Source organism: Achromobacter sp. CSND-B12 (assembly GCF_052906545.1).
The window spans coordinates 6184605-6210199 of sequence record NZ_JBREGJ010000001.1; the positions used below are offsets into that span (position 1 = coordinate 6184605).

At 68.0% G+C, this 25595-nt stretch carries 20 protein-coding genes and 1 pseudogene; 11 read left to right on the forward strand and 10 right to left on the reverse strand.

What is annotated here, in order from left to right:
• Positions 1-169 precede the first annotated feature (169 nt).
• Complete coding sequence (rph, locus tag ACUTAG_RS29070) at positions 170-904, forward strand: ribonuclease PH (RefSeq protein WP_054472158.1); 735 nt, start codon at positions 170-172, stop codon at positions 902-904.
• Between the two features lie 16 nt (positions 905-920).
• Here the strand turns inward: rph and ACUTAG_RS29075 are convergent, their stop codons facing one another.
• Entirely contained in the window at positions 921-2291 is a 1371-nt protein-coding gene (locus ACUTAG_RS29075) for an MmgE/PrpD family protein (RefSeq protein ID WP_392388267.1), read from the reverse strand.
• Positions 2288-3448: an acyl-CoA dehydrogenase family protein gene (locus tag ACUTAG_RS29080; RefSeq protein ID WP_006388226.1), complete on the reverse strand. Its 1161-nt coding sequence runs from the start codon at positions 3446-3448 to the stop codon at positions 2288-2290. The genes ACUTAG_RS29075 and ACUTAG_RS29080 overlap by 4 nt, the downstream gene beginning before the upstream one ends.
• 233 nt (positions 3449-3681) lie before the next feature.
• Between ACUTAG_RS29080 and ACUTAG_RS29085 the strand changes: the two genes are divergently transcribed.
• Positions 3682-5391, forward strand: coding sequence for a methyl-accepting chemotaxis protein (locus ACUTAG_RS29085; RefSeq protein ID WP_422109181.1), 1710 nt, complete (start codon positions 3682-3684; stop codon positions 5389-5391).
• Positions 5392-5535: 144 nt separating this feature from the next.
• Here the strand turns inward: ACUTAG_RS29085 and ACUTAG_RS29090 are convergent.
• Positions 5536-7116 (reverse strand): annotated as a pseudogene (locus tag ACUTAG_RS29090) (EAL domain-containing protein); the annotation flags it as partial.
• 126 nt (positions 7117-7242) lie between these two features.
• Between ACUTAG_RS29090 and rdgB the strand changes: the two are divergent.
• From rdgB to ntrC, 5 genes are all read left to right on the forward strand, one after another.
• Positions 7243-7866: an RdgB/HAM1 family non-canonical purine NTP pyrophosphatase gene (gene rdgB, locus ACUTAG_RS29095; protein ID WP_006388229.1), complete on the forward strand. Its 624-nt coding sequence runs from the start codon at positions 7243-7245 to the stop codon at positions 7864-7866.
• A gap of 30 nt (positions 7867-7896) precedes the next feature.
• The gene (gene hemW / locus ACUTAG_RS29100) at positions 7897-9120 is read left to right on the forward strand and encodes a radical SAM family heme chaperone HemW (protein ID WP_020927522.1); all 1224 of its coding nucleotides are present in this window, start codon (positions 7897-7899) and stop codon (positions 9118-9120) included.
• A 184-nt stretch (positions 9121-9304) separates the two neighbouring features.
• Complete coding sequence (glnA, locus tag ACUTAG_RS29105; protein WP_024068759.1) at positions 9305-10717, forward strand: type I glutamate--ammonia ligase; 1413 nt, start codon at positions 9305-9307, stop codon at positions 10715-10717.
• 191 nt (positions 10718-10908) lie between these two features.
• Positions 10909-11973, forward strand: coding sequence for a nitrogen regulation protein NR(II) (gene glnL, locus ACUTAG_RS29110; RefSeq protein ID WP_054484417.1), 1065 nt, complete (start codon positions 10909-10911; stop codon positions 11971-11973).
• A complete protein-coding gene (ntrC, locus tag ACUTAG_RS29115) occupies positions 11973-13475 on the forward strand; it encodes a nitrogen regulation protein NR(I) (protein ID WP_054484416.1) in 1503 nt (500 codons plus the stop codon). The genes glnL and ntrC overlap by 1 nt, the downstream gene beginning before the upstream one ends.
• A gap of 71 nt (positions 13476-13546) precedes the next feature.
• On the opposite strand, the gene ACUTAG_RS29120 is transcribed toward ntrC, so the two are convergent.
• Complete coding sequence (locus tag ACUTAG_RS29120; RefSeq protein WP_006388234.1) at positions 13547-14464, reverse strand: LysR family transcriptional regulator; 918 nt, start codon at positions 14462-14464, stop codon at positions 13547-13549.
• 188 nt (positions 14465-14652) lie between these two features.
• On the opposite strand from ACUTAG_RS29120, the gene ACUTAG_RS29125 reads away from it, so the two are divergent.
• Together ACUTAG_RS29125 and ACUTAG_RS29130 are read left to right on the forward strand one after the other, a co-directional pair.
• The gene (locus ACUTAG_RS29125; RefSeq protein WP_006388235.1) at positions 14653-15351 is read left to right on the forward strand and encodes a pirin family protein; all 699 of its coding nucleotides are present in this window, start codon (positions 14653-14655) and stop codon (positions 15349-15351) included.
• Between the two features lie 149 nt (positions 15352-15500).
• Positions 15501-16406 carry a pirin family protein gene (locus ACUTAG_RS29130; protein WP_006388236.1) on the forward strand — a complete coding sequence of 302 codons (906 nt, stop codon included), beginning with the start codon at positions 15501-15503 and terminating at the stop codon, positions 16404-16406.
• A 58-nt stretch (positions 16407-16464) separates the two neighbouring features.
• Here ACUTAG_RS29130 and prfH read toward each other — a convergent pair whose 3' ends face one another.
• Positions 16465-17088: a peptide chain release factor H gene (gene prfH / locus ACUTAG_RS29135; protein ID WP_148319353.1), complete on the reverse strand. Its 624-nt coding sequence runs from the start codon at positions 17086-17088 to the stop codon at positions 16465-16467.
• Complete coding sequence (locus tag ACUTAG_RS29140; protein WP_054482286.1) at positions 17088-18224, reverse strand: RNA ligase RtcB family protein; 1137 nt, start codon at positions 18222-18224, stop codon at positions 17088-17090. The genes prfH and ACUTAG_RS29140 overlap by 1 nt, the downstream gene beginning before the upstream one ends.
• Positions 18225-18640: 416 nt before the next feature.
• Between ACUTAG_RS29140 and ACUTAG_RS29145 the strand changes: the two genes are divergently transcribed.
• Positions 18641-19618, forward strand: coding sequence for a Bug family tripartite tricarboxylate transporter substrate binding protein (locus tag ACUTAG_RS29145; protein WP_020927529.1), 978 nt, complete (start codon positions 18641-18643; stop codon positions 19616-19618).
• 115 nt (positions 19619-19733) lie between these two features.
• Here the strand turns inward: ACUTAG_RS29145 and ACUTAG_RS29150 are convergent, their stop codons facing one another.
• From ACUTAG_RS29150 to ACUTAG_RS29160, 3 genes are all read right to left on the reverse strand, one after another.
• On the reverse strand, positions 19734-20510 hold the full coding sequence (locus ACUTAG_RS29150; RefSeq protein WP_026383520.1) for an ABC transporter ATP-binding protein: 777 nt from the start codon (positions 20508-20510) through the stop codon (positions 19734-19736).
• A gap of 5 nt (positions 20511-20515) precedes the next feature.
• Positions 20516-22186, reverse strand: coding sequence for an ABC transporter permease (locus tag ACUTAG_RS29155; protein ID WP_054484415.1), 1671 nt, complete (start codon positions 22184-22186; stop codon positions 20516-20518).
• 152 nt (positions 22187-22338) lie between these two features.
• The gene (locus ACUTAG_RS29160) at positions 22339-23382 is read right to left on the reverse strand and encodes a Fe(3+) ABC transporter substrate-binding protein (protein ID WP_006388240.1); all 1044 of its coding nucleotides are present in this window, start codon (positions 23380-23382) and stop codon (positions 22339-22341) included.
• 299 nt (positions 23383-23681) lie between these two features.
• On the opposite strand from ACUTAG_RS29160, the gene ACUTAG_RS29165 reads away from it, so the two are divergent.
• Positions 23682-24458 carry a ferredoxin--NADP reductase gene (locus tag ACUTAG_RS29165; RefSeq protein ID WP_006388241.1) on the forward strand — a complete coding sequence of 259 codons (777 nt, stop codon included), beginning with the start codon at positions 23682-23684 and terminating at the stop codon, positions 24456-24458.
• A gap of 106 nt (positions 24459-24564) precedes the next feature.
• Here ACUTAG_RS29165 and ACUTAG_RS29170 read toward each other — a convergent pair whose 3' ends face one another.
• On the reverse strand, positions 24565-25542 hold the full coding sequence (locus tag ACUTAG_RS29170) for a Bug family tripartite tricarboxylate transporter substrate binding protein (protein WP_316314201.1): 978 nt from the start codon (positions 25540-25542) through the stop codon (positions 24565-24567).
• Positions 25543-25595: the final 53 nt, after the last annotated feature.

The following is a 25595-nucleotide window of genomic DNA, read 5'->3' on the forward strand; positions in this document are numbered from 1 at the left end:
TCCTGTTGCTTGTTTTGGATCGGGCCGCGCCGGTTCCGCCTGTCCGTCGTGCGCGGACGCGGGCGGGTATATGCAACCCGTGTATCGCGGCAGGATACTCCAAACCCGGGCGGGGCAGCGACCGGCAACCCGTACAATGCCGCCAACCGAATCTGATTGGAGCCTTGCCATGACCACTGCCAACGCCATTGCCCGCCCGTCGGGCCGCGCCGTCGACGAACTGCGCCCGTTCAGCCTGGAGCGCGGTTTCACGCGCTACGCCGAAGGGTCGGTGCTGGTGAAGGCCGGCAATACGCACGTGCTGTGCACCGCCAGCGTGCTGGAAAAGGTGCCGCCGTTCCTCAAGGGCAAGGGCGAGGGCTGGGTCACGGCCGAATACGGCATGCTGCCGCGCGCCACCCACACCCGCGGCGACCGCGAGGCCGCGCGCGGCAAGCAGAGCGGCCGCACCCAGGAAATCCAGCGCCTGATCGGCCGCAGCCTGCGCGCCGTGTTCGACATGCGGGCGTTGGGCGAGCGCACGCTGCACCTGGATTGCGACGTGCTGCAGGCCGACGGCGGCACGCGCTGCGCCAGCATCACCGGCGCCTGGGTGGCGGCGTCCGACGCGGTCGCGCTGCTGATGCAACGCGGCGACCTGGCCGCGAACCCGATCCGCGACGCGGTGGCGGCGGTATCGGTCGGGCTGGTGCAGGGCCGTCCGGTGCTGGACCTGGACTACGAGGAAGACTCGGCCTGCGACGCCGACGTCAACGTCATCATGACGGGCGGCGGCGCCTTCGTGGAAGTGCAGGGCACGGGCGAGGGCGCCACCTTCACGCGCGCCGAGCTGGACGCGATGCTGGGCCTGGCCGAGAACGGCATCGCCGGCCTGGTGCGGGCGCAGCGGGCGGCGCTGGCCTAAGCGGCCGGCGCGGGCCTCACGGCAGCAGGGCGCCCACCTTGCCGGCCCGCTCCAGGCCCCAGATCGCGTCGATCAGACCGCGCAGTTCGGCCTCGGTGGCGGCGTCGGCATAGCGGCCCAAACTCAGCGTCTTGGTTTCGATCTCGTCGCGCGACAGGGTGTTGCCGGGATCGCCCTTGGGTTCGTCGACGCGGCCGTGCAGCACGCGGCCGTCGCGGGTATGCACCGTGACCTTGCCGATCCAGCGCTGCGGATAGGCGCCGTCGACTTCCGGATCCAGTTCCATCGTGACCCGGCCGCGGAAGTCGGCCACTGCCGGATCGTCCAGCGCGGCGTCGAATTCCGGCAGGCCGGCGCGGCCCTGGCGCGCGATCAGCCCCAGCACCGTACCCATCGAGAACTTGGACTGGTGCACGGTGCGCGGATCGACCACCGGCCCCAGCACGTCGATGGCGCCCTGGTGCACGTGCGCCACCACGCGCGCGATATCGCTTTCGGCCAGCTCGTGTTCGCGCAGCACCTGTTGCAGGGCGTCCGCCGCCGGATGGGTGTGGCGGCACGATGCATGGAACTTGAACGAGGTCTCGGCCAGCGCCCAGCGCGTGCCGAGGCGGTCGGTCAGGCGGGCCGGGTCGGCGTCGCTCGACATGCCGGCGGCCATGCCCTGCGGTCCTTCGAGGATGTGGCGCGCGCCGGTGAAGCCTTCCTGCGCCAGATAGGCCGCGGCGATGCCGTTGGCGGCGGCGCGGGCGGTGTGCAGCTGCTTGGAATCGGCGGCATCGCGCAGGAATTCCCACAGGCCGGCGGCCTGGGTGCCGGCCGAGCCGAAGGCGTCCAGCATGGCCGCGGGCGACAGGCCCAGCAGGCGGCCGGTGGCCGCGGCGGCGGCCAGCGTGCCGGCGGTGCCGGTGGTGTGGAAGATCTTGTAGTGCGAACGGCCCAGGAATTCGCCGACGCGGATGCCGACTTCGTAGCCGGCCACGGCCGCCACCAGCAGGTCGCGGCCGCTGCGGCCCAGCGCCTGGGCCACCGCCAGCGCCGGCGGGAACACCACGGCGGCGGGGTGGAACACCGAACCATTATGTACGTCGTCCTGCTCGACCACGTGGGCGGCGGCGGCGTTGACCATGGCGGCGAACACCGGCGAGGTGCGGCGCCGGTTGATCAGGATCTCGCTGGGACCGTCCGCAGGCCCCATGGCGGCGGCGTAGCGGTCGATGGCCAGCACCGGGCGCGACGCGGCGCCCGCCAGGATCGAGGCCAGACAGTCCAGCAGCAGGTCTTCGGCGCGCCGCAGCACCGGGGCAGGGATGTCCTCGAAGCGCAGGTTGGCGGCGAAGGCGGCGAGGGTGGCGCTGGGGTGGGAGGTGTCGGTAGTCATGGTCAGAAGGAACGCGGCAGGCCCAGGATGTGTTCGGCGACGTAGGAGAGGATCAGGTTGGTCGAGATCGGCGCGACCTGATAGAGACGGGTCTCGCGGAACTTGCGCTCGACGTCGTATTCGGTGGCGAAGCCGAAGCCGCCGTGGAACTGCAGGCAGGCGTTGGCGGCCTCCCAGGAGGCGTCGGCGGCCAGCAGCTTGGCCATGTTGGCCTGCGCGCCGCAGGGTTCGTGCGCGTCGAACAGGCGGCAGGCCTCGTAGCGCATCAGGCTGGCGGCTTCGACGTTGATGTGGGCGCGGGCGATGGGGAACTGCACGCCCTGGTTCTGGCCGATGGGGCGGCCGAACACCATGCGTTCCTTGGCGTAGGCGGTGACCTTGTCGACGAACCAGTAGCCGTCGCCGATGCACTCGGCGGCGATCAGGGTGCGCTCGGCGTTCAGGCCGTCCAGGATGTACTTGAAACCCTTGCCTTCCTCGCCGATCAGGTTGTCGGCCGGGATTTCGAGGTTGTCGAAGAACAGTTCGTTGGTCTCGTGGTTGACCATGTTGGGGATCGGGCGGATCGACATGCCGTGCTTGACCGCCTCGTGCAGGTCCACCAGGAAGATCGACATGCCCTCGGACTTGCGCGTGACCTGGTCCAGCGGCGTGGTGCGCGCCAGCAGGATCATCAGGTCGGAATGCTGCACCCGCGAGATCCAGACCTTCTGGCCGTTGATGACATAGCGGTCGCCGCGGCGCACGGCGGTGGTCTTGATCTTGGTGGTGTCGGTGCCGGTGGTGGGTTCGGTCACGCCCATGGACTGCAGGCGCAGCTCGCCGGCGGCGATGCGCGGCAGGTATTCGCGCTTCTGCGCCTCGGAACCATGCCGCAGCAGGGTGCCCATGTTGTACATCTGGCCGTGGCAGGCGCCGGAATTGCCGCCGCTGCGGTTGATTTCCTCCATGATGACCGAGGCTTCGGTCAGGCCCAGGCCCGAGCCGCCGTATTCCTGCGGGATCAGCGCCGCCAGCCAGCCGGCCTCGGTCAGGGCACGGACGAAGGCGTCGGGATAGCCGCGTTCTTCATCGATCTTGCGGAAATATTCGGCGGGGAACTGGGCGCACAGGTCGCGGACGGCTTCGCGGATGTCCTGGTAGGCGTGGGAGGCTTGAGGCATGGGGTGGGTTGCGATGTCGACAATGAAAGGGAATTCGGAACAGGATCGAATGTGCCGCAAGGCGTCGCGCCTGCCAATTCACAATTCATTAATACGGGGTTCCTGTTCGCAAAAGCGCATTTATGTGACCGCCGTTCGTCATGCGGGGAGCGGGGTTGTGTCAAGAAATTGCCAAACTGCATCCCCATAATCGCCCCGATACGCCTAGGTGGCGATGCAACAGACGGATGGATATGCGGAAAAATCTCAGGGTGACGACGGCGGTTTCCGCCATTCTGGCGGTGTTTGTGGCGCTGTTTGCGCTGGCCGCGGCGGCCGGCATCTTCGTGCTGCGCGAAAACCGCGCCGACATCGAGGCGCTGGGCCGCGGCAGCATCGAGCGCGCCAGCGACCTGTCGGACATGACCAGCCGCCTGTTCCAGGCGCGCGCCGCGCTGACCGACGCCAAAACCGCCATGGAAGGCGGACTGGAGGAGGCTCGCGACCAGTCGCTGAACCAGGCCGACGCGCTGCTGAAACAGGCGGCGGCCAGCCAGGCGCGGCTGCGCGCCAATGCCGACACCAGCGCGCAGGGCGCGCCGCTGTTCGATCAGACGCTGGCGGCGTATGCCGCCTTCGCCGACCAGACCCTCGCGCCGATGTTCAAGGCGATCAAGGGCTGGAACGGCATCGAGGTCAACCGGCTGGTCGACAAGGTGCTGCCGGTGTCCGGCGCGGCCTACGTCAAGCAGGCCGAGGCCTACCAGGCCTACGCGCGCCAGCAGGGCCAGGCGGCGGTGGCCGGCGCCAGCCAGACCATGCAGCGGGTGACGCTGGTGGCCGCGGCCGTGCTCGGCTTCGTGCTGGTGCTGGCGGTGCTGATCCGGCTGGCCGTGCGCCGACGCATCCTGCGCCCGTTGAACGAGGCCGGCGCGCACTTCGACCGCATCGCCGACGGCGACCTGACCGGCAATATCGCCGTCCATGGCGACAACGAGATCGGCGTGCTGTATTCGGCCATGCGCCGCATGCAGACCGGCCTGTCGGCGGCGGTGGCGTCGGTGCGCCATGGCGTCGAGGAAATCCATACGGGCTCGGGCGAGATCGCCGCCGGCGGCGCCGACATGTCGGACCGCACCGCGCGCCAGGCCGGGTCGTTGCAGGAAGCGGCGGCCAACATGACGCAGCTGGCGCACACGGTGCAGATGACCGCGGGCAACGCCGATCTGGCGAGCCGCCAGGCGCTCGGCGCCACGCAGCTTGCGCAGCGCGGCGGGCAGGCGGTGGAGGAAGTCGTGACCAGCATGCAAGGCATCGCCGACAGCGCGCGCCGCATCGGCGAGATCGTCGGCGTGGTCGACAGTATCGCCTTCCAGACCAACATCCTGGCGCTGAACGCGGCGGTGGAAGCGGCCCGCGCCGGCGAGCAGGGCAAGGGCTTCGCGGTGGTGGCGGGCGAAGTGCGCTCGCTGGCCCAGCGCAGCGCGCAGGCGGCCAAGGAAATCAAGGGCTTGATCGAGGATTCGAATTCGCGCGTCGAGGCCGGCGTGCGCCAGGTCAATCTGGCCGGCGACACCATGCGCGACATGCTGGTGTCGGTCGACCGCGTGACGCAAATCGTGGCCGAGATCTCCAGCGCCACGGCCGAGCAGGCCGCGGGTATCGCTTCGGTCAATGACGCCGTGGCGGACATCGAGCGTTCGACCCAGGAGAACGCCGCCATGGTCGAACAGACGGCCGCCGCCGCGGCCGCGCTGGAACTGCAGGCGCAGCATCTGCGCCGGGCGGTATCGGTATTCCAGATCGCCCAGGCGCAGGCCGCCGGCCACGCTTCAGGCGGCGACCTGCGGCAGGCTGGCGCCGCTGTAGCGCTCGGCCACCAGCGACAGGTTCCCATGCTTGACCTTGTGCTTGACATGGGCGGCGGCCGACGCGATGTCCTCCGGGCGGATGCGCTCGCATAGGGACGGGGTGACGGTGAGGGCGCCGACACCCAGTGTCACGAACGGGAAGAAGCGCGGCACGCCGTAGCGGTCCTCGGCCTCGATGCCGCCGTTGCGGCGGCCTTCGTCGTCGTACAGGTCGATGGCGCGTTCATTGAATTCGGCGATGATGCGCTGGATGCGTTCGCTCCAGTCGGGGCTGCGCAGCAGCACCACGAAGTCGTCGCCGCCAACGTGGCCGACGAAATCGCGCAGCGGGTCGCAGTGGCGCTTGATGACGTCGGCGGTCAGCATGATCATGTCGTCGCCGCGCCAGTAGCCGTAGACGTCGTTGAACGGCTTGAAGTTGTTCAGGTCGCCATAGCAGATGGTGAAGTCCGCGGCGTCGTCCAGCAGCGTGGCGATATGCCGGCTGATGGGGATGTTGCCCGGCAGCGAGGTCAGCGGATTGGCATAGCGCGCGGCCTCGATGCGCATCTCGGTCACGGACCGCACCAGCGTCTCGCCGGTGGCCAGGCCGTCGTAGCGGCCGTCGCGGGTGATGATCAGCCCGTCCATCAGGTAGCGCTGGTCTTCGGAGATCAGCACGTGGCTCAACTGGTCGATGGACACGTCCAGGTCGACCAGCACCGGCTCGGCGTTCATGAAGGTCGAGCAGGCGTCGCGGCCGAACAGCTCGCGGGTGTAGCGCTGCGCATAGTGCTCGGAAAAATCGCGGCGGTTGATGATGCCCACCGGCCGGTTGTCGGCGTCGACCACGGCCACCGCGTGCAGGCTCTTGTGCTCGATGAAGAGACGATGCACGTCGTCGTTGGTGTGCTTGTTCAGCAAGGCGGCCGGGGCTTCGACCCGCAGGCTGGCGGCGGTGCCGCCGGCCGAGCGTTGCGACAGCGGAGCCGGCGCGCGCACCCGCAGCGAGTCGCGCAGCGGCGGGGTCAGTTCGGTCAGCAGGGTTTCGTCGGGACGGCCCAGCAGCCAGCCCTGGGCGTAGCGGATCTCCAGGTCGCGCACCACCGCCAGGTCCTCGGCGGTCTCGATGCCCTCGGCGACGATGGCCGTGCCCAGGTACTGCGCCACCTTGAGGATGGCGCGCACCATGTTCTGCTTGCGGTCGTCGTGGCCGATGCCATTGAAGAAGTAGCGGTCGATCTTGACCAGGTCGGGCTGCATTTCTGCCCACAGCTGCAGGTTCGAATTGCCCACGCCATAGTCGTCCAGCGCGATGCGCATGCCATATTCGCGCAGGCAGGCGAAGGCGCTGCCCAGCGTCGACATGTGCTCGGACAGCGGGTCCTGCTCGGTCAGTTCGACAATGATGTCGGACGGCGCCAGGGTGCAGTCCTTGAGCAGGCGCAAGGGCATTTCGTCGCCCCACAGCGACCAGTAGTGGATCAGCGCCGAACCCGACAGGTTCAGGAACAGCTTGCCGGCAGCCGGGTTCTGGTTGAAACCCTGGGCGCCGGCGCGAAAGCTCGCCAGCTCCAGTTGTGGATGCAGGCCCTGGCGGCGGGCCTCGGCGAACAGGGCGTCGGGAAAGTGCAGGGTGGTGTCGACCGGGCCGCGGATCAGGCTTTCGTGGCCATAGATGCGGCTGTGGGACAGGTCGATCACCGGTTGAAAACGGGGTCGCAACAGCCGTTCGCGCAGGATGCCCGCCAGGCTGACCGGCGCGGGCGTCGCGGCGCCGGTGGAAAGGGGAGGCGCGCTGGCCGCGGCCGGCCGGGGCAAAGCGTGAAGTGGGTTCATCGCCGGGACGTTCAGATACGATCAGTGACAAGATTGATCATATTGACAACGAAATATGTCGGCGTTGTTTCGCCATCGCGGCGGTTACGCCTGGGCATCCGCGCCGCGCCCTATACAATTTGGCCCATGACATCCCCCAAGATTCCCGATTCCCTGCGCCGCGTCGTGCTGGCGTCCAACAACCCCGGCAAGCTGCGCGAGTTTTCCGCCTTGTTCGCGCCGCTCGGCATCGAGCTGGTGCCGCAGGGCGAACTCGGCGTGCCCGAAGCCGAGGAGCCGCACGTCACCTTCGTCGAAAACGCGCTGGCCAAGGCGCGCCACGCCAGCCGCCTGACCGGCCTGCCGGCGCTGGCCGACGATTCGGGCCTTTGTGTGGCCGCGCTGGGCGGCGCGCCGGGCGTGTACTCGGCCCGCTACGCCAAGATGCATGGCGGCGAGAAATCCGACCAGGCCAACAACGCGCTGCTGGTCGAGAAGCTGGCGGCGGCCAGCGACCGCAGCGCCTGTTACGTGGCGGTGCTGGCCCTGGTGCGCGGCGAGAACGATCCGCGTCCCCTGATCGGCGAAGGCCTGTGGCAGGGCGAGATCATCGACCAGCCCGAAGGGGTGAACGGTTTCGGCTACGATCCGCATTTCTATCTGCCCGATCAGGGCCTGACGGCCGCCGCGCTCGAACCCGAGGAAAAGAATGCCATCAGCCATCGCGCCCGGGCCCTGCGCGAATTGCTGAGCAAGCTGAACCAGGCTTGACACGGGCGCCGTGGCGCCCAGGAACACCGAATGTCCATCACCATCCCCATCCGCGCCGAATCGGGCGCGGCCCGTACGCGCCTGGTCACCCCGGCCGGTGCCACGCTGACCAGCCTGCCGCCGCTGTCGGTCTATGTGCACGTGCCATGGTGCGTGCGCAAGTGTCCGTACTGTGATTTCAACTCGCATGCGGCGCCCGGCGGCGAGATTCCCGAACGCGCCTACCTGGACGCATTGCGCAGCGACCTGGAGCAGGCGCTGCCGTCGATCTGGGGCCGCCAGGTGGTTTCGGTATTCATCGGCGGCGGCACGCCCAGCCTGCTCTCGGCCGCCGGCCTGGACGAGCTGCTGGCGATGCTGCGCGCCTGTCTGAACGTATGGCCCGACGCTGAAATCACCATGGAGGCCAATCCCGGCACCGCCGAGGCCGGCCGGTTCCGCGACTACGCCGCCAGCGGCGTGACGCGCTTTTCGCTGGGCATCCAGAGCTTCGACGACGCCCAATTGAAGAAGCTGGGCCGCATCCACGATTCGGCCCAGGCCCGCGCCGCCATCGAGATGGCCCAGCGCGCCGCGCCGCGCGTCAATCTGGACATGATGTTCGCGCTGCCCGGGCAGACCCTGGCGGCCTGCGTGGACGATCTGCGCCAGGCCATCGGCTTCGGCACCGAGCACCTGTCGCTCTATCACCTGACGATGGAGCCGAACACGGTATTCGCCAAGTTTCCCCCCGAAGACCTGCCGGACGACGACACCAGCGCCGCGATGCAGGACGCGGTCGAGGCCGAACTTGCCGCGGCCGGCCTGGCGCGCTACGAGGTCTCGGCGTACGCGCGGCCCGGCGCGCGCTGCCGCCACAACCTGAATTACTGGGAATTCGGCGACTACCTCGGCCTGGGGCCGGGCGCGCACGGCAAGTTGTCGTTCCACGACCGCATCGTACGCGAGGCGCGCCTGCGCAGTCCGGAGTCCTGGTTGCGGGCCGCCGCCGCGCGCGACGGCAGCCACCTGGCCGAGAGCCGCCAGGTCGGCCCGGACGAACTGCCGTTCGAGTTCATGCTCAATGCCTTGCGGCTCAAGGACGGGGTGGCCGCCACCCTGTTCAACGAGCGCACCGGCCTGTCGCTGGCCGCCATTGCGCACCAATTGGAGGCAGCATCCGCCAAGGGCCTGCTGGACGCCGATCCCACCCGGCTGCGGGCCACGCCCCTGGGCTGGCGCTTCCTGAACGACCTCCAGGAAATGTTCCTGTAGCAATCAGGCACCAGGATGGGGCAATCATGCCCCATCTTTTGCACCAAATTGGTGCTACATTTTCCCATCGCCTTGCCGCCTTCCCCGGGCAATCCCGGGGGTGAAACCTGGCACGCTTATTGCTTCCTTCTTTTATGCCAGTCGAGCGGCACAGCCCTCGACCCTTTTATCTAATGGAGATGACATGGCAAGCCCGAAAGACGTCCTGAAACAGATCGCCGACAACGAAGTCAAATTCGTGGATTTCCGCTTTACCGATACGGTCGGCCGCGAGCACCACGTGTCGGTGCCCACGACCGCGATCGATGAAGACAAGCTGGAAAGCGGGCAGGCCTTCGACGGTTCGTCGATCCCGGGCTGGAAGGGCATCGAAGCCTCCGACATGCTGCTCATCCCCGACCTGGCCACCGCCAACCTGGATCCGTTCCGCGAAGAGCCGACCCTGATCCTGTCGTGCGACGTGGTCGAGCCGTCCGACCTGAAGGGCTACGACCGCGACCCGCGTTCGCTGGCCAAGCGCGCCGAAGCCTATCTGAAGGCCTCGGGCCTGGGCGACACCGCCTACTTCGGTCCGGAACCCGAATTCTTCGTGTTCGACGGCGTGACCTGGAACACCGACATGTCGGGCACCTTCGTCAAGATCAAGTCGGAAGAGGCCTCCTGGTCCACCGGCCTGGAATTCGAAGGCGGCAACACCGGCCATCGTCCCGCGGTCAAGGGCGGCTACTTCCCGGTTCCTCCGGTTGACTCGTTCCAGGACATGCGTTCGGAAATGTGCCTGCTGATGGAACAGATGGGCGTGCCGGTCGAAGTGCACCACCATGAAGTGGCCGGCGCCGGCCAGCTGGAAATCGGCACCAAGTTCAGCACCCTGGTGCAACGCGCCGACTGGACCCAGATCGTCAAGTACATCGTGCACAACGTGGCCCATGCCTACGGCAAGACCGCCACCTTCATGCCCAAGCCCGTCGTCGGCGACAACGGTTCCGGCATGCACGTGCACCAGTCGATCTGGAAGGACGGCCAGAACCTGTTCGCGGGCAACGGCTACGCCGGCCTGTCGGAATTCGCGCTGTACTACATCGGCGGCATCATCAAGCACGCCCGCGCCCTGAACGCCATCACCAACCCCGGCACCAACTCGTACAAGCGCCTGGTCCCGCACTACGAAGCCCCGGTCAAGCTGGCCTACTCGGCCCGCAACCGTTCGGCCTCGATCCGCATCCCGTACGTGGGCAACCCGAAGGGCCGCCGCGTCGAAGCGCGCTTCCCGGACCCCCTGGCCAACCCGTACCTGGCCTTCTCGGCCCTGATGATGGCCGGCCTGGACGGCGTGCAGAACAAGATCCACCCGGGCGATCCGGCCGACAAGAACCTGTACGACCTGCCGCCGGAAGAAGACGCGAAGATCCCGACCGTCTGCTCCTCGCTGGAACAGGCCCTGGAAGCGCTGGACAACGACCGCGAGTTCCTGACCCGCGGCGGCGTGTTCAGCAACGACATGCTCAACGCCTACATCGACCTGAAGATGGCCGATGTGAACCGTCTGCGCATGACCACGCATCCGGTCGAATTCGACATGTACTACAGCCTCTGATCCCAGGGGCCGTGGCTGGGGGAGCGCGATGATGTAGGCAGAAACCAGGGCCGACACCACGCGCACCGCCAGGTCGCCGACCGAAGACTTGCCCGCCCGGCCCCGTGCCGGCGGGCAGGGCGCCGCGCTCGCGGGCGCCGCCGGACCGGCGTGCCGATTTCCCCCATGTAGTCATTCGGGTACGTTGAAAAATGAATGTAGAAGCTCTCGATCTGCTTGCCACGTCCGTTTTCCTGGTCAACGAACGCGGTCATATCGAATACGCCAATGCGGCCGCCGAGGATCTTTTCGGCCGTTCCCGCAAGCAGCTGCGCGGCCATTCCGCCGCCACGCTGTTCGACAATCCTGAGAACATCCAGTCGTCCATCGACCGCGCCGCGGCCGGCAGGTATGCCGACGTCCGCCAACTGGCATCGCTGCGCCGCGCCGCTGAATCGGTGGAAGTGGCGGTGACCACGGTGGGACTGAGCGGCCAGCCCTGGCCCGCGTTGATCGAGACCCGCGAGATCGAGCAGCGCGTGCTGGCCGACCGCAATCACCGCCTGGTCGACGAGATCGAGGCGCACCGCGAACTGCTGCGCAACCTCGCGCACGAAGTCAAGAACCCCCTGGGCGGCTTGCGCGGCGCCGCGCAACTGCTGGAAGCCGAGCTGCCGAGCGCGGCGCTGGCCGAATACACCCAGGTCATCATTTCCGAAGCCGACCGCCTGCAGGCGCTGGTGGACCGCCTGAGCGGGCCGCAGCGCGTGCCGCTGAACGCGAGGCCAGTGAACATCCACGAGATCTGCGAGCGCGTCTGCGCCCTGATCCAGGCCGAATTCCGCAACGACGTCACGCTGGTGCGCGACTACGACGCCTCCATGCCCGACCTGAAGGGCGACGCCGCGCGCCTGATGCAGGCGGTGCTGAACGTGGCCCGCAACGCCGCGCAGGAACTGGTGGCGCGGCCGCAGACGCCCGGGCTGGAGCCGGGTGTGGTCACGCTGCGCACGCGGGTCGCGCGGCAGGTCATGCTGGCGCACCGCCAGCACCGCCTGGCGCTGGAACTGTCCATCATCGACAACGGCCCCGGCGTGCCGGACCACATCCGCGACCGCATCTTCCACCCCCTGGTCACCGCTCGCGCCGGCGGGACCGGGCTGGGCCTGAGCCTGGCCCAGGATTTCGTGCAGCAGCACGGAGGCATCATCGAATTTGAATCCCGACCCGGGCGCACCGAGTTTCGCCTGGTCCTACCGATGGAGCCCGCACTCTGATGAAACCCGTATGGATCGTCGACGACGACCAGGCCATCCGCTGGGTCCTCGAAAAGGCCCTGGCCCGCGCCGGTGTCCCCACCCGTAGTTTCTCCCAGGCCGCCGACGTGCTCGAAGCGTTGTCGCACGAGACGCCCGTCGCCCTGGTTTCCGATATCCGCATGCCCGGCGGCAATGGCCTCGAACTGCTGCGCCAGCTCAAGGAACGCCATCCGGGCCTGCCGGTCATCGTCATGACCGCCTTCGCCGACCTGGACAGCACCGTGTCGGCCTTCCAGGGCGGCGCCTTCGACTATCTGGCCAAGCCCTTCGACGTGAACGAAGCGGTCGCCCTGATCCAGCGCGCCATGCAGGAATCGGCCCAGCCCGAGAGTCCCGAAGGGCAGGGCGAAGCCCAGAACAACGAGCGCTGGATGATGACGCAGTCCTCGTCCACCGCCATGCAGGAAGTGTTCCGCGCCATCGGCCGGCTGGCGCAGTCCAAGGTCACCGTGCTGATCACCGGCGAGTCCGGCACCGGCAAGGAGCTGGTGGCGCGCGCGCTGCACGGCCACGGCGTGCGCGCCGGCGGCCCGTTCGTGGCGCTGAACGCCGCCGCCATTCCGCGCGACCTGCTGGAAGCCGAACTGTTCGGCCACGAACGCGGCGCCTTCACCGGCGCCAACACGCTGCGCCGCGGCCGCTTCGAGGAAGCCCACGGCGGCACGCTGTTCCTGGATGAAATCGGCGACATGCCGATCGAGCTGCAGACCCGCCTGCTGCGCGTGCTGGCCGAAGGCAGCTTCTATCGCGTCGGCGGCGCCCAGCCGGTGCGGGTCGACGTGCGCATCGTCGCCGCCACCCATCAGCCGCTGGAACAGCGGGTCGAGCAGGGCCTGTTCCGCGAAGACCTGTTCCACCGCCTGAACGTGATCCGCCTGCGCCTGCCGCCGCTGCGCGAGCGGGTCGAGGACATTCCCGCGCTCGCCCAGCATTTCCTGACCGCCAGTGCGCGCTCGCTGGGCGTGCCGGTCAAGCGGCTGACGCCCGAGGCGCTGGCGGTGCTGACCAAGTTCGACTTTCCCGGCAACGTGCGCCAGCTGGAGAACTTCTGCCACTGGCTCACCGTCATGGCCCCCGGCCAGACGGTCGAGCGCGCCGACCTGCCGCCCGAGATCCGCGCCATGGAACACGCGCCGGCCGCCGGCACGGTCTCGCCGCGCCCACCGGCCGGCGCCAGCGTCGCCGCCATCGGCACCGTGGTCCAGCACGCGCCGGCCGCCGCCATCGACGACGACGCGCCGCGCAACTGGCAGGACTCGCTGCTGCGCGACGCCCAGTACCGCCTGGAACGCGGCGAACCCGCCGTCATGGCGACCCTGACGCGCCAGTTCGAGAAAATCCTGCTGCAAAGCGCCCTGGACGCCAGCCGCGGCCGCCGCGTCGAAGCCGCCTCGCGGCTGGGCATCGGCCGCAACACCATCACCCGCAAGCTGCGCGAACTCGGCATCGAGGACGAGTAGGGCGCGTTTGTCTGGAACACGCGGGCGGCGCTGCGTCGCCCGCGTGGCGTCCTCTCGCGGAAACGACGCGCTCACGCCATGCCGAGCAGCCCTTCGCACAGGCGCGGCGACTTCAGCTTCTGCAGCCACCATTTCAACGCCTCTCCCGGCGCCTCCGCCCGCCACGCATACGCCACGTGCTCGGTCAGCGACATGCCCTCGTCGGTGTCGCAGACCACCAGCACGCCCTGCGCCAGATAGGGCGCGGCCAGCGTCAGCGGCAGGTAGCCGCAGCCCAGGCCGCGGATCTGCGCCTCGATCTTGGCCTGCATCGTCGGCATCACCAGCGTCGGCTGCTCGGCCAGGATGCCGCGGGATTGAGGCGGCAGGTTGCGCGAGGTGTCGGCCACCACCACCGCGCAATAGCGCGTGATGTCGGCGCGGCTCAAGGGCTGCGGCGCCGACGCCAGCGGGTGATGCGCGGCCACGCAGAAGCCGAACTGGGCCTGGCCCATGGTCTGTGAGCGGTAGGGGCCGGTGGGCTCGCCCGCCGCGCCCGCGCCGATCACGAGGTCGGCGCGGTTCGAGGTCAGCGCGTCCCAGTTGCCGCTCAGCACTTCGGTCGAAAAGCGCAGCGTGGTCGCGCTGCCCAGCGCCTGGAACTCTTCAACCAGATCGTACAGCGGCCGCCATGGCAGCACCGCGCTGACCGCGATGCGCAGTTCCACCTCCCAGCCGGTCGCGATGCGCTTGACCCGGCAGGCCAGATCGTCCAGCGACTGCAATACGTGGCGGCCATCCTTGAGCAGCGTCTCGCCGGCTGGCGTCAGCACGGCGCGGTGGCCGGAGCGGTCGAACAGCAGCACGTCCAGCCCATCCTCCAGCTTGCGGATCGCGTAGGTCACGGCGGAGGGCACCTTGTCCAGCTCGCGCGCCGCCTTGGCGAAGCTGCCGTGGCGCGCGATCGCGTCCACCAGGACCAGCAATTCGGGGGTGATCGGCTGTTGCATGGGGACGGGCTCCGTAAAAAATCATTCAAATAATTTGAATGGTTTCTTCAAATCATAGCGTCAAACCGGCTTCCAAGTACGCGCACAATGTCATTCATGCCGGTTGCGCAGCGCTGTCTTCCCGACCAGAAAGCAGGGAAGCCAGCCCACCGCGAAACCATTCACTTATTTGAAACAGGGAGTCCACTATGCTTACCATTCGCCGTAGCGCCGAACGCGGTCACGCCAACCACGGGTGGCTCGATTCGTTCCACACCTTCTCGTTCGCCAACTACTACGATCCGGCCCATATGGGTTTCGGCGCGCTGCGCGTGATCAACGATGACCGCATCGCCGCCGGCCGCGGCTTCGGCACCCACGGGCACCGCGACATGGAGATCATCACCTACGTGCTGGACGGCGCCATCGCGCACAAGGACAGCATGGGCAGCGGTTCCACCATCCAGCCCGGCAACGTGCAGCGGATGAGCGCCGGCCGCGGCGTGATGCATTCCGAGTTCAACCCGCGCGCCGACAAGGAAACGCACATGCTGCAGATCTGGATCGAGCCGAACGTCACCGGCATCGCGCCGGAGTACGAGGAAAAGGCGTTCAGCGACGCGCAAAAGCGCGGCCGCCTGCAAGCCCTGGTGTCGGGCGACGGCGTCGATGGTTCGATGATCATCCACCAGGACGCGCGGCTCTACGCCGGCCTGTTCAACGGCGACGAGTCGGCCACGCTGGAATTGGCCCCCGGCCGCCGTGCCTGGGTGCACGTGGCGCGCGGCAGCCTGACGGTCAATGGCGTCGCCCTGGCGGCCGGCGACGCGGTCGCCATCAGCGATGAAACGCGGGTGGCGCTGTCCGGCGGCGACAACGCCGAGGTGCTGGTGTTCGACCTGGCCTGACGGCCAGCGGCCGGGCGGACCAATGGTCCGCCCGGCCTGTTTTCAATGCGTGGCCGGTCCGCCGTCGGGCGATGGCGCGGCAGGCGGTTCAGCAAAGGCCCCCGGGCCTTAACATGGTCCCAAGACGGCCAACCTACAGGAGCATTTCCATGTCCACCTTGTCCCAACCCGGCGATAGCCAGATCGAAACCGTGGTGGTGCCGCGCAGCAGCGATCTCGGCGGCTTCGAAGTCCGCCGCGCGCTGCCCTCGGCGCAGCGCCGCACCGTCGGCCCGTTCGTGTTCCTGGACCACATGGGCCCGGTCGAATTCGCCGCGGGCTCGGGCATTGACGTGCGCCCGCATCCGCACATCGGCCTGTCCACCGTGACCTACCTGTACGAAGGCTCGATGGTGCACCGCGATGGCGCCGGCAACACGCAGACCATCCTGCCGGGCGAAGTGAACTGGATGACGGCCGGCCGCGGCATCGTCCATTCCGAACGTTCCTCGCCCGAAAGCCGCCAGGCCGCGCAGCGCCTGACCGGATTGCAGATCTGGGTCGGCCTGCCCAAGGCGCACGAGGAAACCGATCCCGGCTTCACCCACTACGGCCTGGACGCCCAGCCCGTGGTCGAAGGCGAGGGCGTGCGCGCCCAGGTCGTGGCCGGCTCGCTGTTCGGCAAGACCTCGGCCGTCAAGACCCATTCGCCGCTGTTCTATGGCGACATGCAGTTGCGGGCCGGCGCCGTCACGGTGCTGCCCGCCGAACATGAAGAACGCGCCGCCTACCTGGCGGTCGGTTCGGTCGAGGTGGATGGGCAGGTGTTTGAAAGCGGCCGCCTGATCGTGTTCGCGCCGGGCCGCCCGGTGCAGATCCGCGCCTGTACCGACGCGCGCTTCGCGGTGCTCGGCGGCGAGCCGCTGGAAGGCCCGCGCTTCATCTGGTGGAACTTCGTCTCCAGCAGCAAGGACCGCATCGAGCAGGCCAAGCAAGACTGGCAGCGCAACCGCTTCGGCCAGACCGTGCCGGGCGACGAGACCGAGTTCATCCCGCTGCCGCCGCCGCGGGCCTGACGTCGGCGGCCGGAGCGTCGGGGCGGCATGCGCCCGGCGGCTCCGGCCGATTCGTCGCCTATCGGGCTTTCAGCAACTCGAACGCCTCTCCCTTGAACACGCGCGCGGGGCCGCCCCGAGCCACCTCGTGGTGGAATTGCCGCCGCCGGGCGCGTTCCGTGGCATGCGCGGCCTGCTCGTGTTGGGCCAGCCGATGCGCGATCAGCAGCGCGGCGATGCGCTTGTTGGCATGCTGGCTGCGTTCGGACTGCACCTTCACGCTGATGCCCGTTGCCACGTGCGTCGCGCGCACCGCGGATTCCGTCTTGTTGACGTGCTGGCCGCCCGGCCCGGATGAACGCGTCGTTTCGAAGCGTATTTCCGCGTCGAGGCGGCTGGCGGGCGGGTCGCAGCGCAAGGCGCCAATGAACCAGTTCTTGCGTTGATGGCCAGGGCGATAGGGGCTGGGGCAGATCCACTGGATCGATCCCCCCCAGCACGCGGCCAGGTCGGCCGCGCCACGGCCGTCCAGGGCCAGCAGCACCGAGCGGTACGTGCCGGCCTTGGCGCCGCTCTCCCGTTCGAGGATATCGACGCCAACGCCATGGGCCTCGGCCTCGCGCAACAGGTAGGCGAGGGCCTTGGCGACCGCCAGGCAGCATTCGTCGGGCCCCTGGGCCGCGGATAACTGTAGCAGCATCATCAGCAGCACTCCCCCCGGGTCTTGTAGGTCAACACCGGGCGCAGCCGGGCCAGCACCGTCAGCAGGCCCGCTTGCTGCAGGCTGGCGATGATGCTGTCCACGGGCTTGTAGGCTTCCGGCGCTTCCTCGTAGATCAGCTGCCTGTCCTGGCATATCACGTGGCTGCCCAGCCGGGTCTTGCTCAGTTGCGCGGGGCTGTAGCGTTTGAACAGCCGGTCCTTGCACTCGCTGCGCATCCACTTGCGGCCCGCGCCGTGCGCCAGCGAGAACAGGCTGGCCTCGCTGGCGATCGGCGCCACCAGATAGCTGAAATCGCCGCGCGAACCGGGGATGATGACCGGTCCGCCGTCGGACGGGGTCGCGCCCTTGCGGTGCAGCCAGCCCGCTTCTCCGGCGATGGTGGCCGGGGTCACCAGGTTGTGGTCGACATCCAGTACCTGTTCGCCGTCCACGCCCCAGCGCGCCAGCATGCGGCGCGCAATGAGGTGGCGGTTGGCCTGCGCGAACCGCAACGCGTCGTCGTGTTGCGCCAGGTAATCCCGGCATGCGGCGCTGTCCTGCCCGAGGCCGTCATGGCCATGGCGACGGACATGTTCCTCCAGGATCGAGCGGCCCAGGCCGCGCGAACCGCTGTGCACCAGCAGCAGCAGTTGTTTCTCGTCGATGCGCAAGGCTGCCAATGCCTGCGCATCGTGGATTTCATCGATGCACTGCAACTCGGCGAAGTGGTTGCCGCCGCCGATGGTGCCCAGCGTCTGCCGATGGCCCACGCCAGCGGGCGCCAGTTCCGACACCAGCGCCTGCCACGTGTCGTCCAGCGGTTCGTCGATATTGCGCAGCCGCTTGTCGAGCTTGTCCGGCGCGACTTTGCGGCTTTCCAGGTTGGTCGACCAGAGCGCCATGCCGCAGCCGATGTCGCCGCCGATCAAGGCCGGATACAGGCGACCGAGCGAGAAGAACGCGGCGCCCACTGGATAGCCGCGTCCGGGATGCAGGTCCGGCATGCCCGCGACGCGGCGCATGCCGGCGAGCCTGGCGGTGGTGTGTAGTTGTTGGATCGCGTTGCCTTCGATCCAGGTGTCGTCCGAGGCGATCAATGTGACGCGCTCGGACAATGCTTGAATGCAATTGCCCATGGAAATTCCAGATTAGGTCATGAGAAGGGCTGCTCTCATTGCGATACGAATGAGAGACCCTGTCAGGCAGGTCCGGGCCAGGGCAATGCGAACGATCTGCCGCTATGAGCGGCAAGGAAATTCGAACGTGCTAGACGCGGCCTGCAACGGCGGAAGTCTGTTGTTGCATGGTGCTTTCCTCCTGTGCAGTCGGTGGGTATGGGCGGGGCCGCGCATCGGGCGCGGCGCCTCGGGGCTGGCGAAGCCGGGACGCAATCGAGGCGCCGCTTGCCGGGAAGTCGGCACTGTATCACCGATCGCGGCTGATGGATCGGGGCGCGCGCGAAGAACCGCGATTTCGTTCTTCATGGCGTCTGAATTGCGCCACACAGTATGATGCGCATCCCTAACGTGATAACAATCGGGATGGAGACATCATGCAACGTTTTACCCTGAACGCGCTGCGCGGCCTGGCCGCGCTGGCCTTGGTCCACGGCGCCGCCGTGGCGCAGGCCGCCGGCTATCCGGCCAAGCCCATCGTGTTCATCGTGCCGTACACCGCCGGCGGCACCACCGACCTGGTGGCGCGCACCGCCGGCGCCAAGGTGGCCGAGAAACTGGGCCAGCCCGTCATCGTCGAGAACCGTCCCGGCGCGGGCGGCAACATCGGCATGGATGCGGTGGCCAAGGCCGCGCCGGACGGCTACACCATCGGCTTCGGCGCCATCTCCACCAATGCGCTCAATCCTTTCGTCTATCCGTCGATGCCGTTCGACCCGACCAAGGACTTCACCGGCATCAGCATGCTGGGCGCGTCCTCGGTGGTGCTGGAAACCGGCCCGTCGCTCAAGGCCGACAGCGTCAAGGACCTGGTGGCCTACGCCAGGCAGCATCCTGGCACCGCCTTCGGCACGCCTGGCACCGGCACCTCGATGCACCTGGCCGGTGTCATGTTCGACCAGCTCACCGGCGCCGGCATGCAGCACATACCCTACAAGGGCAGCGCGCAGGCGCTGAACGACCTGCTGGGCGGCCATCTGCCGATCATGTTCGACAATCTGCCGGCTTCGCTGCCGCACATCAAGTCGGGCAAGGTCCGCGCGCTGGCCGTCACCGGCAGCAAGCGCGCGCCGGCGCTGCCGGACGTGCCGACGCTGGCCGAACTGGGCTACGGCGGGGCAGTGGTGGATCCGTGGTTCGCCGTCTATGGCCCGGCCAGGATGCCGGCGGAAATCACCAACGCGTTGAGCGAAGCCTTCCAGGCCGCGCTGGCGATGCCGGACGTCAAGGACAAGCTGGAGCAAGCCGGTTTCATGCCCTATGGCTCGACGCCGGCGGAAGTGGAGCGCCTGACGCGCAGCCAATACGAGTCGTTCAAGGCGCTGTCGCAGAAGGTCAAGCTGTCGGCCGACTGATCGGCCGTCGTCGGCGCGCGCCGCGCGGTTGGCCGAACCGGTCGCAAGCGCTGACTGCGGGCGCGATCACCGCGTGTCGCGCCCATGTTCCGGGAGCGGCGATCCGGCTGGCGGATCAGCGGCCGCGGGCAAACACCTGCTCGCGCTGTTCCACCAGCGCTTCACGGCGGATGAAGTCGCGCACGAAGTCGTCTGCCGGGTGGTGGTGCAGGTTGTAGGGCGTGTCCCATTGCGCGATGCGCCCGGCCGCCATCACGCCGATGCGGTCGGCGATGGCGAAGGCCTCGGCCTGGTTGTGCGTCACCAGGATGGCGGTGTGGCCGGTGGTCTTCAGGATCTCCCGCACCTCGAAGGCGAGGCGTTCGCGGGTGTCGACGTCCAGATTCGAGAACGGCTCGTCCAGCAGCAGCAGGTCGGGCGAGGGCGCCAGGGCCCGCGCCAGCGCCACGCGCTGCTGCTGGCCGCCGGAGATCTCGTGCGGATAACTGTTGGCGGCGTGCGCCAGGCCCACCAGGGCCAGCATCTCTTCGACGCGGCGCGCTCGCTCGGCGCGTTCCAGGCGGCGCAGGCCGAAGGCAACGTTTTGCGCCACCGACAGGTGCGGGAACAGCGCGTAGTCCTGGAACATCATGCCGACGCGGCGTTTTTCCGGCGCGACCTGTTCGGCGGGCGACGAAATGACCGCGCCATCGAGCAGGATGCGGCCGGCGCGCACCGGTTCGAAGCCGGCGATGGCGCGCAGCACGGTGGTCTTGCCGCAGCCGGATTCGCCCAGCAGGCAGCCGATGTGGCCGGCGGGCAGGCCCAGCGTCAGGTCCTGCACCACGGGCCGCAGGCCCTTGGGGGTGTCGTAGGCCAGCGAGATGTGATCGAGTTCAAGCAGTTCGGGCACGATGTTCAATGTCCCATTTTCAGATTGGTGCGGGCCAGCAGGATGACGGGCAGCAGGCCGGCCAGCACGATCGCCAGCGCGGCGACCGCGCCTTCCTCGTAGGTGCCGCGGGCCGCTTCGGCATAGAGCCAGGTGGCGAGCGTGTCGAAATTCATGGGCCGCAGCAGCAGCGTGGCCGGCAATTCCTTCATGGCGTCCACGAACACCAGTAGCGCGCTGGCCGCCAGCGCCGGGCGCAGCAGCGGCAGGTGGACGCGGCGCAAGGTGCCCGCCGAGCTTTCGCCCAGCAGCCGCGAGGCCTGTTCCAGCGACGGCGGAATGCGCGCCAGGCCGGCTTCGAGCGCGCCGGTGGAGATGGCCAGGAAGCGGATGGCATAGGCGCACACCAGCGCCGCCATCGAACCCATCAGGAACAGGCCGCTGCCGCCGAAGACCTTGGCCACCGCGGTGTCGATCCAGACGAAGGGCGTGAGCAGGCCGATGGCCAGCACGGTGCCCGGCACGGCGTAGCCCAGGCTGGCGACGCGGGCGCAGGCGCGGCCCGGATTGAAGCCGGCGCTTTCGCGCAGCGTGCGGCCGGCCCAGGCCACGATCAGGCCGCAGAGCAGCGTCACAATGGTGGCGCTGAACGCCACGATCAGCGTGTTGCCCAAGCCGTTGAGCAGTTGGTTGGAAACGCCGCCCACCAGGTGCAGGCGCTTGTAGGTTTCGACCACCAGGTACAGCGCCGGCGCGACGAAGCCGACCACCACGGGAATCCAGCCCAGCACCGCCGCCAGCACGGCGGCCGCGCCGCGCAGGCGCCGCGGCTGCATCGGCCGCATGCGTTGCGTGTTGGCGTAGCGCTGGCGCTTGCGGCCATGGCGCTCAAGCAGGATCAGGCCGATGACGATGGCCAGCATGGTCAGCGCGATCTGCGCCGCGCCGGCCAGATCGGAACGCGTGACCCAGGTGGTATAGACCGATACGGTCAGCGTCTGCACGCCCAGGAATTCCGAGGCGCCGATGTCATTCAGGGTTTCCAGCAGCGCCAGGCTGACGCCCACCACGATGGCCGGCCGGGCCAGCGGCAGCGCCACCCGGAAGAACACGGCGTAGCGGCCGGCGCCCAGCGTGCGGGCCGCTTCCAGCAGGCTGGCCGCCTGCGTCATGAACATGACGCGGGTGCTCAGGTAGACATAGGGATACAGCACGAAGCCCAGCACGAAGATGGCGCCGTAGATCGAGCGCAGGTCCGGCAGCCGGAACTGGCGCGGGCTGTCGTAGCCCAGCAGCGCGCGGATGCCGCTCTGGATCGGGCCGATCGGGTGCAGCAGGTCGAGATAGGCGAAGGCGATGATGTAGGTCGGCACCGCCAGCGGCAACAGCAGCGCCCAGGTCAAGGCGCGCCGCGAGGGGAATTCGTAGGCCGTCACCAGCCAGGCCGAACCGGTGCCCAGCAATGTCACCAGCACGCCGACGCCGGCCAGCAGCACGGCGGTGTTGGCCAGCGCCTGCGGTAGCACGTAGGTGGCCAGGTGCCGCCAGTGCGACAGATCGCCGCCCAGCGCCCACCAGACCAGGGTGAGCACCGGCGCCAGCACCGCCAGGCCGATCAGGGCGGCGCCGGCCAGCCAGCCGGCGCCGCGTTCAGCCCAGCGCAAACGCAGTGGCCGGGGCAGGGAATCTGTATGCATGCTTCAGAAGGTTTACTGCGGGGAAGACGCCGCGCGGGCGGCGCCTATAGTAGCGTCAAGGCCTGCCGTCGCCCGTCCGGGTGTTTTCCGGGCGAGCGAGGGCAGGCCTGAGTGCCGCGAGACGGCGCCCGTGGGCGCCGCCTGGCTGCGGTTTAGTTGTCGAAACCGACCTTGTCCACCAGCTCGCTGGCTTGTTTGCGGTACTTGGCGATCTCGGTCAGGGGCAGGGGATCGACCTTCAGTTCGCCGAAGCTGGCGATGACCGGGTCGAGCTTGACGCCCTTGCGCACCGGGTACTCGTAGTTGGCCTGCGCGTACAGCGCCTGCGCCGGCTCGGACACCAGGAAGTCGAGCAGCTTGATGGCGTTGGCCTTGTTGGGCGCATGGGCCGCCACGGCGGCGCCGCTGACGTTCACGTGGGTGCCGCCGCTCTTTTCGTTGGCGAAGGTCGGGCGGACCACCTTGATGGCGTCGCCCCACTTGCGGGCGTCGGTGCCGGGCTCGGCGTTCTTCATGTGGCCGACGTAGTAGGCATTGGCCAGGCCGATGTCGCAGATGCCGCCCAGGATGTCGCGGGCCACGTCGCGGTCGCCGCCGGCGGCCTTGCGGGCCAGGTTGGCCTTGACGCCGCGCAGCCACTTCTCGGTGGCCTCGGCGCCGTCATGGGCGATCATGGAGGCGACCATGGCGGTGTTGTAGGGGTGCTGGCCCGAGCGGATGCAGACCTTGCCCTTCCATTTCGGGTCGGCCAGGTCTTCGTAGCGGAAGGATTCCAGCTTCAGGTCCTTTTCGACGTACAGCACGCGGTCGCGCAGCGACAGGGCGTACCATTTGCCATCGGCGCCGCGCAGGTTGGCGGGGATGACGGATTCCAGCGTCTGCGACTTGATCGACTGCGTCACGCCGCCATCCACCAGGTCGAGCAGGTTGCCGATGTCGACCGTCATGAGGACGTCGGCGGGCGACTTGGCGCCCTCGGCCTTGACGCGTTCGAGCAGGCCGTCCTTGACGAAGACGGTGTTGACCTTGATGCCGCTTTCCTTGGTGAAGGCGTCCAGCAGCGGCTGGATCAGCTTCGGTTCCCGGGTGGTGTAGAGGCTGACTTCCTCGGCCGCGTGGGCCGGGACGGCGAAGGCGGCGGCGCCGGCCAGGGCCAGGGCGCGCAGCAGGGTGGTCATTTGGGGACGCTTGGACATAGGGACTCCAGCAAAGCGGTCTGCTAACGAAAATGATTATCAAGTCAGAGCGGGACGATAACAGGAAGTTTTATCGTATTCAACTCAATGTAAGACTGTGCATAAGACCCTTGATCCCCATCAATACGGCATAAGGGTATTACGGAATAATGAGAGCAATTATCATCAAGTCCCTGTAGAATAGGGACAACCCTAATGCCGGGCGCGTCTTTTGTGCGCCATGGCGAACCCCTCGCGGAACGAGCCGAGGCCGTCGCGGTTTCCCGTCGACCCCTGGTTCCGCCCTTACTAGATACGACATGGCTGCTTTCAATACCGAGCGCGTGCTGAGCGTGCACCACTGGAACGACACCCTGTTCTCCTTCACCACCACGCGTGACGCGGCCCTGCGGTTCCACAACGGCCACTTCGTCATGATCGGCCTGGAAGTCGAAGGCAAGCCGCTGCTGCGGGCGTACAGCATCGCCAGCGCCAATTACGAAGAGAACCTCGAATTCCTCAGCATCAAGGTGCAGAACGGTCCGCTGACCTCGCGCCTGCAGCATCTGAAGGAAGGCGACACCATCCTGGTCAGCCGCAAGCCGGTCGGCACGCTGGTGGTCGACGACCTCAAGCCCGGCAAGCACCTGTTCCTGTTCGGCACCGGCACGGGCCTGGCGCCCTTCATGAGCATCATCAAGGACCCCGACGTCTACGAGCGCTTCGACAAGGTCATCCTGGTGCATGGCGTGCGCTGGGTCAGCGAGCTGGCCTACGCCGACTTCATCGAGAACGAACTGCCCAACAACGAGTTCTTCGGCGACGTGGTGCGCGAAAAGCTGGTCTATTACCCGACCGTCACGCGCGAGCCGTTCCGCAACCAGGGCCGCATCACCGAGCTGATGGAAAACGGCAAGCTGTGCGAAGACATCGGCATTCCGCAGATCAACCCCGAAACCGATCGCGCCATGATCTGCGGCAGCCCGCATATGCTGGCCGACATCAGCGCCATGCTGGACAAGCGCGGTTTCGTGGTGTCGCCGGGCGTGGGCCAGCCGGGCGACTACGTGGTCGAGCGCGCCTTCGTCGACAAATAAGTCGCGCTTCATCCGCTCCAGCAAAAAGCCCCGTCGCATCTGCAACGGGGCTTTTTGTTTCTGCGGGAAAGGCGCCAGCAGGGCGGCGCGCAGCCGCCCGGGACGGTCATTCCGGCTGGATGCCGGCCTTCTTGATGATGTCGCCCCACTTCTTCGACTCGGCCTGCTGGAACTGCGCCAGCTCGTCCGGCGTGGAGCTGGCCGGGTCGGTGCCTGTCTGGGCGTAGAACTGCTTGGCCGGCGCACTCTGCGTGGCCTTGACCAGCAGTTCGTTCAGGCGCTTGACCACGTCCGGCGGGGTGCCGGCCGGCGCGTAGGCCGCGAACCAATAGCCCATCTCGTAGCCCGGCACGCCGGATTCGGCGATGGTGGGCACGTCCGGCGCCAGCGGCGAGCGCGCCTGGCCGGTCACGCCCAGGGCCCGCAGCTTGCCGGACTTGACCTGCGGCAGGCCGGTGGCGGTGTCGGTGATCATCATGTCGATCTGCCCGCCCAGCAGGTCGGTGACGGCCAGCGGGTTGCTCTTGTAGGGCACGTGCAGCAACTGCACCCCGGCCATCTGCTGCAGCAGTTCCCCGGCGATGCGGCTGCTGGAGCTGCCGCTGCCGAAACTCAGCTTGCCGGGCGACTGGCGCGCCTGCGCCAGGAAGTCGCCGACCGACTTGGCGGCGGAATTGGGGTTGACCACCATGATCTGGCCGCCCTTGCCGAGCAGCGAGATCGGCGCGTAGTCCTTGACCGGGTGGTAGGTCAGCGTCTTGTACAGGTGCTCGTTGGCGGCGTGGGTGGTGTTGGTGGTGATCAGCACCGTGTAGCCGTCGGGCGCGGCGCGGGCCCCGGCGGCGGCGCCGATCATGGCGCTGGCGCCGGGCTTGTTCTCGATCACCACGGCCTGGCCGGTCTGCTCGGTGACGCCCTGGCCGATGGCGCGGCCGATCTGGTCGGTGGCGCTGCCGGCGGCGAACGGCACGATGAAGGTGATGGGCTTGGTCGGAAAGCCGTTGGCGGCGGCGCCCTGGGCCAGGGCGGTCAGCGGCATGGCGGCCAGCAGCAGGGCCAGCCGGCCCTTGAGGGTAAAGCGCATGATGTGTCTCCTGTCGTGTGTTGTGTGTGTTGTTGTCGTGGTGGTGCGGCGGG